The organism is Thiothrix caldifontis, assembly GCF_900107695.1.
GTDB lineage: Bacteria > Pseudomonadota > Gammaproteobacteria > Thiotrichales > Thiotrichaceae > Thiothrix > Thiothrix caldifontis.
In genome coordinates, this window is the sequence record NZ_FNQP01000009.1 from 58956 (window position 1) to 71661 (window position 12706).

Sequence of the window (12706 nt, forward strand, 5' to 3'; positions counted from 1 at the left end):
TTAAAATAAGCAAGACAACACACAGAAACTGCCTTGTGCTAATCCAGCCCCTAAAAACGCCCCGATCAGCACATCGCTAGGGTAATGCAGCCCCAAAATGACCCGCGACAACGCCACCAGCACCGTAAACGGCACAACCAGCAACGCCCATTCTGGGTAGTAATGCAGCAATATCAATGTGAAACCAACCGCGTGTAAAGTATGCCCAGAGGGAAAACTAAACTGATCAAGTGCAGCAACATTCTGGAAAATATCACCGTTGTGATTGTAAGGGCGCACCCGCTCAGTCGAGGTTTTCAGCCACTTATAGATCAATACACCCGCCAAGCCCACTAAACCCATGTGCAATGATACTTGCACGGCAGTTGCACCATAAATCAGTGGCAACATCACTATCAGTACATACCAAAACACCCCGTTACCCAAACGGCTGACAGCAGCAAACAATAGGCTAACGGATTTCCAATGATTAATGCGGTTGAACAACAAACATAAAGGAATTTCACGGTCATTAAGCCGATGGAGCAATTTCATAGCGCACCTCGCGCAAGACGTTTTGAAGGGTTTGATCTAAGCGTGCCACGACTTTCTCCCAGCTCAAACCATGAGCTGTCTGGCTCGCATATTCGCCTTGACGGCGGCGTAAATCGGGGTCAAGAGCCAATTCAATACTAGTGGCAATAAATGCGGCATTATCATCAAGCAGCACAGCCATACCATTTTCACCGTGACGAATGTGTTCGTAAGCAGCCGCATAGTTGAAAGTGACAACCGCCAAACCACTAGCCATTGCCTCCAGAATCACATTACCAAAGGTTTCGCTGGTGCTGGGGTACAGGAATAAATCACCACTCGCGTAATGTTCTGCTAAGGCGATACCCGTTTGCATCCCCGCAAACAGACAATCGGGGTGAGCTTCTTGCAAACGCTTGCGTTCCGGGCCATCACCAACCAATAAAAAACGCGCATCCGGCACATGTTGTTGAATCGCACGGAATGCCGTAAAAGCCAGATCAAGGTTTTTTTCTTGTGCCATACGTGACACCAACGTCACCAGCAATTGTTCGGGCTGTATCCCGAAGCGTTCACGTAAAGTGCTGCTGCGACGTTGTGGATTGAACAGTTGCACATCAATACCACGCTCTAAAATGCCTAATTTGGTATAACCGCTGGCGGTAAGTTGTTGCTGTAATTCGCGGGTCGGCACTAACGTAACCAACGTTTGGTTATGCACGTGGCGTAAATAACGTTTCGCCAGATTGAAAAACCCACTCAAACGGTAATAACGGCTGTAGTGGTCGAAATTGGTGTGAAAGTCGCTGATCACGGGAATGCCAAGCTTTTTTGCCGCTTTCATCGCGGAATAACCTAAGGGGCCTTCAGTCACAATCTGTACGATGTCAGGGCGTTGTTTTTTCCACAAGCGTTTCAAGGTGTTGTATTGCGGAAAGCCTAGGCGAACCTCCTTATAGAAAGGCAGAGTCAATCCATTGACAAGGTATTCCTTAAACAAGTCTTCGCTGCGGGCTTTTTCTTGTGCTGATTGGCGCGGACGCACCAACTGGATGTGATAGCCTCCCCGCCGCCGCAATCCATCCACTAAATGGCTAATAGTATGAGCCACCCCATTAATCTCTGGTGGCCACGTCTCGGTGACAACCGCTAAGCGGGTCAGGGAAGTAACAAGTTGTAGTGGGCGGTTAGACACAAAAACTCACGTTTAGCAGTAGATATACCCGCTATTTTGCAGGGTCAATGCTGCAAGACCGTGACGTTTTCATGACGGTTGTGTTTAAGTCGACGGTGAAAAACGGTAGCCCGCACCACGAACGGTTTGAATGTAATGTTCAAGACCATACGGTGATAACACCTTACGCAGACGCAAGATATGCACATCTACTGTGCGCTCTTCCACATACACATTGCGCCCCCAAGCGTTATCCAACAGTTGTTCACGACTGTACACACGGTCAGGGTGTTGCATGAAAAACTTTAACAGGCGAAACTCAGTAGGGCCGAATTCGAGTTCTACATCATTAACGGTAACGCGATGACTGAGTGGATCAAGGCTCAGTTGCTCAAACTCCAGTATTTCCCGCGATTGACTTTGCTGGGTACGGCGCAACACCGCTTGTATACGGGCAATCAGTTCGGCAGGTGAAAACGGTTTGCTGATGTAATCATCAATACCTGCCTTAAAACCATTGATTTTATCGCTTTCTTCTGCTTTGGCAGTGAGCATAATCACCGGAATATCTTGGGTGCTGGTATCCCGCTGCAAACGCCGTACAATATCCAGACCACTCACACCAGGCAGCATCCAATCCATCAGGATCAGTTCAGGGCGGTGTTGGTCAATTTCAGCGTAAGCTTGCTCGGCATCAGCCGCTTCACGTAATGTGAACCCCACTCGCCCAAGGGCAAAACTCACCATATTACGGATGGGCTGTTCGTCATCGACAATCAGGATTGTGCTCATGTTAAACCTATCTGAATTCCATTTTATTCGGGCGATTTAACCCTATTTGTGTGTCAATTCGATGACAGAGTAATAAAACGCTACCAGTTTCTCCGCCTGCGCGGTGTGTGACCAAGTAGCCGCATACGCCAGCGTCTCTTGCGTTTTTTGGATGTACAAAGTTTTATCCAGCAACAAACATTTAACCTGTTCTGCAAACAGTGCTGGATTTTCTGGGGCGACCAAGCCACCGAGACCTGCCCCCATAACATCTTGCGTCCCCAGTACTGCGGTAGACACTACTGGCGTACCGCACGCCATGGCTTCCAGCAACACTAGCCCTTGCGTTTCAGTACGGGAAGCAAACACGAATACATCCGACGCTTTGTAACACGCCTGCAATTCGCCATCACGGTGCAAATAACCCACAAATATCACATGCCCAGCCAAACCTTCACGCTGAACTTGTTTATGCAAGGCTTTTTCCGCAGGTCCCTCCCCTGCAATTACCAACAAAACATCAGGAATGTCTGCCCGCAACCTTGCTGTCATCGCTAACAAAAAGCCGATATTTTTCTCAAACGCTACCCGTCCCACAAACAGAATCACGGGGCGTTCAATAGGAATACCGTGCTGCTGGCGAAAAGCCATCCCATCACCCGCTGCGAATACCTGCTGATCCAACCCCGTCGGCAACACTGTCATGGGCGTTGTTACCCCGTAACCTAGCAGTACTTGCTGCATGGCGGTCGATGGGACAATCAGTGCATCCAAATCTGCACACTGGGTACGCGAAAAGCGCCGCGCCACGTAGCGTAACCACTCTTTCGGCAACCATTGGATGTAGTTGTAGAGGTATTCTTCAAAAAAGGTATGGTAAGTCGCTACCACCGGGAGCTTCAGCTTGCGTGCCAATTTCAGCCCTGCGTAATGCGCCACGAACGGGGTATGGATATGGATAATGTCGTAATCCCCCGCCCGTAAGGTTTCCGTCAAACGGTGGATATGGCGGATACGCATCATGCGATCTTCCGGGTCAACAATCACATTGCGTGAGCTGATGCGAATAATGTCGGTTTCATCCGCCGTCGTTTCAGCATAAGCTGGGGCAATCAATGTCACCCGATGCCCCGCCGCCTGCAATGCCTGCCGGAATGCCTGAATCGACGTAGACACACCATTGACGCGCGGAAAATACACGTCGGAAACCATTAATATGTGCATGATTTATTAACCTGAAACAGCGTTGGCTGCCAACTCGAATTCCTGAAAATTCACTGGCACATTGATTTCTTCCTTACCGCGCTGCAAAGTTAAGCTGAGCTGGATAGTACCCGCATATTGTTCCAGCAACTTCACTGCCTGTTCCTCGCTTTCCAGCCTCACCCCGTTGACTGCCAGCAATACATCGCCCGTTTTCAATCCCGCTTTCACGAATAACGCCGGATCAGCGCCGGGGCTTAAACGGTAGCCAGATAACTTACCGCTTACCACGACAGCCTCAGGCTGCACCGCATCAAACAAGCGATAAGGGTCAACAGCCGCATTGTCGCGAAACGCTTTCAAATCCACGAAGGCTAACTCATCCGCCGATACTGCCAAGGGCGCTGCAACTGCTGTTGCTGCCGGAGAGTGCATCCCCAACTCTAACTTTTCCAGATGCCCGCTCGCTGCGTGTTGTAATAGCGCGTAATGCTCGCTCACTTCCAATAATTTAACGCCCTTGTGGGTATGCAATTCACGCCCGCTTTGCACCAAAAATTGTCCGCCATCATGCTCCAGCACCGCAAAACCCTGTCCATTAGGTAGCCGCAACATCCCAGACAAACTCAGCGGCAAGCTGGTGAGGGGAATATCACGCCAATCCGGGCGACGCCCAATCACTCCCGCAGGCGCAGGCGCTGGTTCGTATTGCAGCGGGAATTGCAGCAAGGGCAAGTAATCCGGGTTGTAATTGCCTGCCGGGTAAGGCTTGCTGTCATCAATCTGGGTGGCACTGTTGCCCGCACGGTACGTCAGGCTGGCGGGGTTATCCTGCTCAATCGGGCGCTCGGTAACGATTTCGCCGGTCTGGTAAGGCGTGCCATCCACACGGGTCAGGGGTTCAGACGGGTCACGGAAATGGCGGAACGTCACCGGGGTTTCCGGGAACACATCCTTGCCCTTGGTGTAACGCTGGCTGACCACCACTTGGCGGTAGCGGGCAGCAGCCGCTAAAGCGTCACGTTCTGGCGGGTACAACAAACCGCCCTTGATGGTTCCATCCGTTTCCAGATGCCCACCTTTGGCAGTGAACTCACGCATCAAGGTTTGGCGTAAGGCTTGCGCTTGCTGGAAACTGTCCGCACTGGTGGTATCCAGTGCAGGCCAGTCGGCACTGTAGCCATTGGCAGCACGGATATGCTGGCCCAACACCTTTTCTACCGCCTGCGGCATATCACCGTAAAGGCTTGCGCCCACCACCGTTTCAAGGAAATAGCGTAATTCCCCCTTGCCCAGCTCGCGGTTGAGCGGATCGCCCTGCCCTGCCTTGCCCGGCGTGACGGTTTCCGGGGTGCTGCGGTCAGCCTTGTACAGCAGGTAATTCATTTCCTGCCACCCCAGTTCTCCGGCAAACTTGCGCGGCATTGCCCAAGTGCTGTCCACGGTGTTACCCGTGCCAGAGGTGAAAGTCGGGAATTCGGTGCGGGTAATCCCGCTGTGGCAGCCGATACACTGCGCCATTTCTTCGCGGGTTTGCGGGCGTAATGCGCCATTTTTGTCTTCGATATAACCCGCCAGCAACCAGCCCGCACCGTTATCGACCCAGCCTTGTGCATCGTTGCCGTAAATGCCCGTGCCTTCGGACTTTTCACCGGGGCGGAACTGGCTGGGCTGCCAATCCCGCGCCTTGTACATGTAGCGCACTTCCTTGACCCGCTGGCTGCGGGTTCCGGGGAACGGGCTGATGCTGGCATCCGTGCCATCCGCCCGTACATCAACGTAGTGCAACGGGTGGGCAAATTCTGTTCCCAGCGGATACAGGCCGTGCTCGACCGCCACGCTGGTGGCTTTGCCCAGATAAGTTTTGCTGTCATTGGGCAACAATCGCCCCTGAATAGCGTGTTCCAGCAAATCAAGGTTTTGCGCGTAAGTGGCAAGGTCAAAACTGCCATCCTCACGCTGCATGAATGTTTCCGGCAAGCGGATATAGATGCCGGAAACTGAGCCGGTCATGGGGGTAAAAATGCCGTAAGGCATGAAATTGATGGCACGCCAGCCGGTGATCCAGCCTTGCGCATCGCTAAAAAAGCCATTTTTAGCCTGTTGACTGCGCACGAAACCATCCGCTTTCGCGGGCAAATCCGCCGGATCAAGACCGGGGAACAAACGAAACGCTGATTGCACGCCCGCATCCCACTGTTTTGGGTCGCCGGGGCGTTGCGCGTAGGCCGCTTTCCAGTTGTCGGTACGCAAATAAGTGCGCATGTCCCAAGCGGCGGTATCAATCCCCATGGCTGCGACGACGGCTCGCAGGTTTTCCGGTTTCAGGGTGTTTTCCCAGCGGTTGATGGTTGCCAAGGGCATAACCGTGTCATACGGGGCGAAAGCGTATTCGAGTTGTAGATTACCAATGCGGGCTTCCAGACCGGCTTGCGGGTTGTTATTACCCAGCCCTTGTTGATAAGCGGCATTGGTATGGCAATATTGGCAGGCATTTTGCGTGCCGCGTGAGGTTTCGATGTAACACTGGGCGGGTACTTGCGCGTAAGGGTTTTCAAACAGCACCGGGTTGGCACGGTCGCCTTGCAGGCCAACGCCAGCACCCCCTGTGGTATCAACAGGATTGGTCGTCGTAACATTCTCAGCCGTGTTGTCACCACAGCCAGCCAATACGCCTAACACCATCCACACAAACAGCCAGTTTTTGTTCATAAACGCCTCACCCACAAAACAGGAAAGGCTGGCAAGCGAAACTTACCAGCCTTCAGACTAGAACCTCACGTTGTGCAAGGTTTACTTGATGGCTGGCAGACCGCCAATGTAGCCGAAGTCAGCGTCGAATTTGTCGATGGTAGCCAAGGCTTTATCGACTTCCGTGTTTTTGCCTGTCGCCCAATCACCGTGGTGCTGATTGTTACTCATGATGTAGGTGTGACCGTTCATGTCTTCAGCCACTTGCAAGCCATTGTGTTCAGCACCGGCTACACCGCTCAGGACGCGGCTCAGCTTTTTGGTGTCAACATTATAAGCCCACACGAAGTTGTTGACGTGCATCCCGGAGTCTTCACCGATGAACAATGTGCGCATCTTTTCAGCGAAGAAAATGTTATCCGGGTTAGCGATTTTATCGACGTTAGACGTATTACCAAACGCATCAGCCGCCGCCAAGTCTTCACCCAGCAGGGCGGTTTCAACGTACATATTGCTGGCTACGTAATCAGAGTTGATCGCAGCACCGGAGGTGTCTTTCTGGCCACTTTTCAGGTCAGCCGTGTAAGTTGCACCAGACGATGACTTTTTCAGCTTGATGTCGTTGATCGGCTCTTTGGCATCATCGGTCATGCTGTCACGGATGGAGGACATTGCCATGTACAGCTTCTTGTCAGCCGCATTCACAGCAACACCTTCCATTTTGGTGAATTCAGTCGTCGCGCCTTTCAGGGCAGCATAACGACGGGATTCCAGGAACGCTGCTGCTTTTTCTTGACCGGCTTTCACCGTCAAGCATTCATCAGCTGTAGAGCCAGCGCGAACACGAGTGTAACCAGTTGGGCAAGCGCCCTCAGCCGGTGCAACCGCATCAAAAATACTTTCAAAGGTGGCAACATCAGCCAAGGCTTTGATTTCTTTGTCCGTACCACTGCCCAGTTTCACCCAAGTCAGGTTGGCTTTGCCGCCTGCATCTGCGGAAGTTTGTGTCCACTTGGAGGCGTAGATAGTGCCGGAAGACAGGTCGCCCGCTTTGTCAGCCACGTACATCAGCATGAAACCGTGCGTGCCGTCATCACCCATGTATGCGGTTTTGCCATCCGGCATGACTTTGGACTGTTCCCAGGTACCACGACCCATCGAGTAGTGCTTGACGATAGTGGTTGAACCGTCTTCCTTGACGGTGACTTCCGGGATGAAGCCATAGTGGTAGGGGTTGGCAATCTTTTCATTGTTGAAATACTTTTCAGTCAATGCTTTAACACCAGCCGTAGTGGTAGCCGCCCCTGTCGTCAGCGGGTTGTATTGCAGGTCGTAATCTTCTTCAGAACCCAAGTGCGTATTCCAAGGTGTTTGTGAACCAAAGCACGGAATCCACAGGCCATCAACACCCGCGAAATCCAGCGGCTTTTGGGATTTGACTGACAATTTGCCGTCAGTTCCCTGCGTAATGCCAGTCAGGATCATGGACATCGGCATACGGGTATACCAGCCTTCTTTCTTGTAGGCTTCTGAACCGTCAGACAAAATCCAGTCGTATTCCAGATGGGAAACTAGGAACAGGTTGCTGCCAATTTTCAGCAGGCTGTTAGCATCCGGGGTTTCAGCAATCACCGGCTTGCCCATTGGATCCATGATTGGTGTCATTTTGTGGTCGTACAACTGCCCCGCAGCGTTGGCATTGCCACCTACTTTGTCTTTCACGCCAAACAGCTTATTGTAAGTCAGCGGAAAATCTTTGCTGGTGCCGTCAGCGTAAGTGACTTTGGCAACAGAGGCAGAGTAGGTTTTAGCCATGTCAGCCGCAACAGTCGGCGCTGGCATACTGCTGAATTCGACCGACTTGACAGCTGCGCTGGCGGAAGCAGAAGTTGTGTTGTCATCATCACCACAGCCAGCCAGAGCAGAAGCGACTGCCAGTGACAGCAAGCTGATTTTCAGGTATTTCATTGCATTATCTCCAAGGGTAATTGGGCGTGTACGCCGTGCAATGTAACGCTGCTTATTGACGTTAACGTTAAGCTTATGTTGCAGTTTTGTTAAATATCTCAGGTGTTTGGATATGAGCACTTATGCCGTACAATTGCCGCCATGAAAACTTTATCCCTTAACTCCCAAGCCAATGGCAGTATCCGAGTGCGCGAAGCCCTACTCGGTAGCCGTATTGACACCAAACCGTTCCTTGCTGATGAAACTCTCGCCATTAACCCGCTGACCGTGGCGATTCCCGGTGGAGGTTGCGCGGTGCTGTTCCGTTACGGTGTTGTGGTCTTTTTTGGCCTGAGCACCGAACAAGAAAGCGCCTTCATGGAACGCTTGCTGCCATTGATTCAAGACCCACGTACTTGGCCAGATGAAGAATTACTTGACTTGCGCATCGAATCCACCCAATTGGAAGGTATGGATGCCCAAGGCTGCCTATGGTTACACGATACCTCAATACAGCGCGTGCAATTGGTCGCCGAAATGCTGGCTCGCAGCTCTATCCTTTCCGATGACGAAGCCCGCCTGACCAAAACCTTTGACAAAATCGAACCCTTGGCACAAAACCTCAGTAAACAAGGGCGTGTCGGGCAAAAAAAGCAAGTCTTGCTCACTTACATTGGCGATTCTCTGCTCAGTCAACAACGCATGGTCGGGCGTGCCGAAGTCGCCGACAAACCCGATTTGCTGTGGGAACGCCCCGAATTAGAAGGCTTATACCTACGGCTAGAAGACGAATTTGAATTGCGCGAACGCCATCTGGCATTGGAACGTAAGCTGCAAGTCATCTCAAACACCGCTGAAACTTTGCTGGATTTATTGCAAACCCAGCAAAGTTATCGAGTGGAATGGTATATCACTATTTTGATCGTGGTCGAAATCTTCCTGACGCTATATGAAATGTTTTTTCGTGGGCATTAATGGTCGCGATCAGGTAAAGCAATATTTAATTCCAACACATCAAAATCCGCGCCTTTCTCGAATTGGACATTAACCTGTTCATCGCTAATCGGCACGTATTTGCGGATAACTTCCATAATATCGCGGCGTAATTGCGGCAGATATTCTGGCCCATTACGGTCAAGGCGCTCATGAGCAATGACAATTTGCAGGCGTTCTTTAGCAACCTTGGCACTGGTGGGTTTCGATTGCTTAAAATAATTAAACCATCCCATAAATCACCCGAACAACTTTTTAAAGAAGCCCTTTTTCTCCACTTCCAAGAAGCGGTGCGGGACAGTTTCGCCTAAGAAGCGGCGAACAAAGTCATCATAGGCTTGGCCTGCGTCACTCACTTTATCAAGAATAACGGGGGCACCGCTGTTAGATGCCTGTAATACACTTTGTGACTCTGGAATCACTCCGATCAAAGGCACTGCCAGAATTTCCAGAATATCCTCCATTGCCAGCATTTCACCCGCCTGAACCCGTGCGGGTGAATAGCGCGTAATCAACAGGTGTTCCCGCACGCTTTCGCCACGTTCTGCACGGTGTGTCTTACTTTGCAACAAACCTAAAATCCGGTCTGAATCACGTACTGAGGACACTTCAGGATTAGTCACCACAATGGCATCATCGGCATAATACATCGCCATATGTGCGCCACGCTCAATACCTGCGGGGGAATCGCACACAATGAAATCGAAGCCCAGTTCGTGTAAGTCATCCATGACCCTGCCTACACCTTCTGGGGTCAGTGCATCCTTATCACGGGTTTGAGAAGCCGGTAGAATATGTAAGTTTTCAACATGCTTGTCGCGAATCAAGGCTTGATTGAGGGATGCTTCATTATTAATAACATTGACAAAATCGTATACGACACGGCGTTCACACCCCATGATCAGATCAAGATTGCGCAGCCCGACATCGAAATCAATGACGGCAGTTTTATAACCACGCATGGCAAGCCCCGTAGCGAATGCCGCACTGGTGGTGGTTTTACCAACGCCGCCTTTGCCTGAGGTAACGACAACTATTCTGCTCAAAAGATGCTCCTTCTTATTGACACGGTATAACGGGTACTTACCACGAAATACTTCAGCGATACTACCAGATAACGCACATATTATTTAGCATAAAAACCTGAAATGTTTAGAACATGGGAGTAATTTTCAACTTTTCGCCATCCAACCAAACCATCGCTGGAGAGCCTTTCAGATTCGTGTCCATGTCATCCAACAAACGATAATGTCCTGCAATCGAAACCAATTCTGCCTCTAGCTTCTGGCAAAAAATACGGGCGCTGGTATCCCCACCAATCCCAGCCAATACTCTGCCGCGCAAGGAACCGTACACATGCACCGAACCACCAGCGAGAATTTCTGAACCTGCACTAGTATGCTGCAATATCACTAGACTACCTTCAGGAAAATACACTTGTTGACCTGAACGCAACGGTCGATCAACTACCTTCACACTTGTGGCTGTACTGGCTGTAACCTTTGGCTCTATCGCTACCATTTCTGGCTCTACAGAACGCCCTAAGCGGCTGGGGGCACCGGTGGCTCGCCCTGCTCGTAAAACAGACCAACCTGCTTGCATGGCTTTTTCGACACACTCTTCAGCAATATTGCGTATCCCAACAGGGATAAATCCCAAAGTCAGTAACATTTCTCGCAAACCCAGCATGTCTAATGTTAAACAGGCTTCCCCTAAAGGGCTACAATCCACCAATAACGGGCTGTTGTCGAATAGTTGCGGCAAACTGTCGCGCTTATTTTGCAGTTTTTCTTGAATGGTCTCCAAGTTAGCAGAAGCCAGCCGCAATACGCTGAGCAAGGTCATTTCACCCTTTATTTCAACTAATTCTCCAGACAAACCGTGTACTCCTAACTAACGAATGCATGAACCTGACAGTAACCTCAACCGATAAAAGGTACAACATTGTTTGTATATTTTGCATAAAATCGTTTTATCGAAATATTTTATGCGAGTATAATTCACTTAATAAATACTTTTGCTGATTTTTTGCACTGGGGGCTCCAATTATCATGTACAGGGGTACATCTTCGCCAACTCTCGGCGTAACTGCCGCGTTGCTACTGGTATTGGCTATACCAACACTGGCTGCCACTGGGCAAACTGCTATTACAATAATATCCTCCCCAACACTTACAACGTCTAATAACACACAAGATGCACAAACCTATTTCGACAACGCCACCACACTCTTGGTTTCTAAAAACGGCAGCAAACCAGACTTAAGCAATGGTCTAAAATGGCTCGAACGCTCTGCTGCACTTCGTTACCCACCCGCGTTGTTTGAGCTTGCTAATTTGTATGAAAACGGTGTTTACGTAAAGCAGGACACTCACAAAGCGGTCAGTTTTTATGAACAAGCGGCGCAACAAGGGCATGTTGATGCCCAATACAATTTAGGGATGCTGTACTTACGCACACTTAAGGAAACAGATAAAGCACGTCACTGGTTGGAACAAGCAGCACAGCAACAAGATGCTCAAGCCCAATATAACCTTGCGCTATTGCATGATTTCGCCACAGATAAACAAGCTGACCCAGAGGAAGCTACGCACTGGTATCGCCAAGCCGCACAAAATAAACATATCAATGCCCAGTTCGACTTAGGGGTACGCTACCTGCAAGGCATTGTCTTGCCAAAAAATCTTTCACAAGCCGCTTACTGGTTCCGCAAAGCGGCCGAACAAGGTGACCCCGCTGCGGCTTTCAATCTAGGCTTGATGTACGAAGAAGGTAAAGGCTTAACTCAGAACCTGCCAGAAGCGATTCGCTGGTATCAAGAAGCAGCCCAACAAGGTGAAACAGGAGCACAATATAACCTTGGCATTAAGTACCTCATGGGTCAGGGGATTACACAAGATACCTCCAAAGGTATTGATTGGATACGCAAAGCGGCTGAAGGTGGCAACCCTGCTGCTCAGTACACGGTAGGCTTCATGTATGACCAAGGTTCGAATCTGCCCAAAAACGACCATATGGCGCTGCACTGGTATCGTCAATCCGCCGAACAAGGGTACACCGATGCGCAAATTGGGCTAGCCATCATGTTCACACAGGGTCAAGGTGTACCAGTTGACCAAACAGAAGCCCAGCAATGGTTCCTTAAAGCAGCAGAAGCAGGTAGTGCAGTTGCCCAATTCAATTTAGGTACACACATGGCACACGGTATTGGCACGGCTAAAGACTTGCTATCGGCTGCTTTTTGGCTATCCCGTGCAGCCGCGCAAGGGCATGAAGCCGCGATTGCCAACCGCGATTACGTGCTAAAACATCTGACTCAACAGGAACATGATGAATTAGTACGTCGTTTGAAAACGGTAACAGACGCAACACGGACTCAGGACAAGCAAGTCGCCATCCAGTAGAATGCGGGGC

Annotated in this window: 11 protein-coding genes; 2 read left to right on the top strand and 9 right to left on the bottom strand. The window is 50.5% G+C overall.

What is annotated here, in order from left to right; all coding sequences use genetic code 11:
* The 6 genes from BLV87_RS08965 to BLV87_RS08990 all read right to left on the bottom strand — a co-directional run bounded on the left by BLV87_RS08965 (position 1) and on the right by BLV87_RS08990 (position 8320).
* Entirely contained in the window at positions 1–534 is a 534-nt protein-coding gene (locus tag BLV87_RS08965; protein WP_093067705.1) for a phosphatase PAP2 family protein, read from the bottom strand.
* Positions 512–1708 (bottom strand): glycosyltransferase family 4 protein, encoded by a 1197-nt coding sequence (locus tag BLV87_RS08970; RefSeq protein ID WP_093067708.1) that lies wholly within the window; start codon positions 1706–1708, stop codon positions 512–514. The genes BLV87_RS08965 and BLV87_RS08970 overlap by 23 nt, the downstream gene beginning before the upstream one ends.
* An 84-nt stretch (positions 1709–1792) precedes the next feature.
* Positions 1793–2479 carry a phosphate regulon transcriptional regulator PhoB gene (phoB, locus tag BLV87_RS08975; protein ID WP_093067711.1) on the bottom strand — a complete coding sequence of 229 codons (687 nt, stop codon included), beginning with the start codon at positions 2477–2479 and terminating at the stop codon, positions 1793–1795.
* Between the two features lie 42 nt (positions 2480–2521).
* On the bottom strand, positions 2522–3682 hold the full coding sequence (locus tag BLV87_RS08980) for a glycosyltransferase (RefSeq protein ID WP_093067714.1): 1161 nt from the start codon (positions 3680–3682) through the stop codon (positions 2522–2524).
* A gap of 6 nt (positions 3683–3688) precedes the next feature.
* A complete protein-coding gene (locus BLV87_RS08985) occupies positions 3689–6373 on the bottom strand; it encodes a hypothetical protein (protein WP_093067718.1) in 2685 nt (894 codons plus the stop codon).
* 81 nt (positions 6374–6454) lie between these two features.
* Complete coding sequence (locus BLV87_RS08990; RefSeq protein ID WP_093067721.1) at positions 6455–8320, bottom strand: PhoX family protein; 1866 nt, start codon at positions 8318–8320, stop codon at positions 6455–6457.
* Between the two features lie 141 nt (positions 8321–8461).
* Here BLV87_RS08990 and BLV87_RS08995 point away from each other — a divergent pair, with 141 nt between their 5' ends.
* Positions 8462–9274 carry an RMD1 family protein gene (locus BLV87_RS08995; protein ID WP_093067725.1) on the top strand — a complete coding sequence of 271 codons (813 nt, stop codon included), beginning with the start codon at positions 8462–8464 and terminating at the stop codon, positions 9272–9274.
* On the opposite strand, the gene minE is transcribed toward BLV87_RS08995, so the two are convergent.
* The 3 genes from minE to minC form a co-directional block, all read right to left on the bottom strand.
* Positions 9271–9528, bottom strand: coding sequence for a cell division topological specificity factor MinE (minE, locus tag BLV87_RS09000; protein ID WP_093067728.1), 258 nt, complete (start codon positions 9526–9528; stop codon positions 9271–9273). The two genes, BLV87_RS08995 and minE, sit on opposite strands and share 4 nt — an antisense overlap.
* A 3-nt stretch (positions 9529–9531) precedes the next feature.
* Positions 9532–10338 (bottom strand): septum site-determining protein MinD, encoded by an 807-nt coding sequence (gene minD / locus BLV87_RS09005; protein WP_093067731.1) that lies wholly within the window; start codon positions 10336–10338, stop codon positions 9532–9534.
* Positions 10339–10444: 106 nt separating this feature from the next.
* On the bottom strand, positions 10445–11170 hold the full coding sequence (gene minC, locus BLV87_RS09010) for a septum site-determining protein MinC (protein ID WP_245706976.1): 726 nt from the start codon (positions 11168–11170) through the stop codon (positions 10445–10447).
* 173 nt (positions 11171–11343) lie between these two features.
* Here minC and BLV87_RS09015 point away from each other — a divergent pair, with 173 nt between their 5' ends.
* Positions 11344–12696 (top strand): SEL1-like repeat protein, encoded by a 1353-nt coding sequence (locus tag BLV87_RS09015; protein WP_093067737.1) that lies wholly within the window; start codon positions 11344–11346, stop codon positions 12694–12696.
* Positions 12697–12706 lie beyond the last annotated feature (10 nt).

Coding starts and splice junctions, on each gene's coding strand:
- BLV87_RS08965 (WP_093067705.1), bottom strand. CDS start 534: ATGAAATTGCTCCATCGGCTTAATGACCGTGAAATTCCTTTATGTTTG.
- phoB (WP_093067711.1), bottom strand. CDS start 2,479: ATGAGCACAATCCTGATTGTCGATGACGAACAGCCCATCCGTAATATG.
- BLV87_RS08980 (WP_093067714.1), bottom strand. CDS start 3,682: ATGCACATATTAATGGTTTCCGACGTGTATTTTCCGCGCGTCAATGGT.
- BLV87_RS08985 (WP_093067718.1), bottom strand. CDS start 6,373: ATGAACAAAAACTGGCTGTTTGTGTGGATGGTGTTAGGCGTATTGGCT.
- BLV87_RS08990 (WP_093067721.1), bottom strand. CDS start 8,320: ATGAAATACCTGAAAATCAGCTTGCTGTCACTGGCAGTCGCTTCTGCT.
- BLV87_RS08995 (WP_093067725.1), top strand. CDS start 8,462: ATGAAAACTTTATCCCTTAACTCCCAAGCCAATGGCAGTATCCGAGTG.
- minE (WP_093067728.1), bottom strand. CDS start 9,528: ATGGGATGGTTTAATTATTTTAAGCAATCGAAACCCACCAGTGCCAAG.
- BLV87_RS09015 (WP_093067737.1), top strand. CDS start 11,344: ATGTACAGGGGTACATCTTCGCCAACTCTCGGCGTAACTGCCGCGTTG.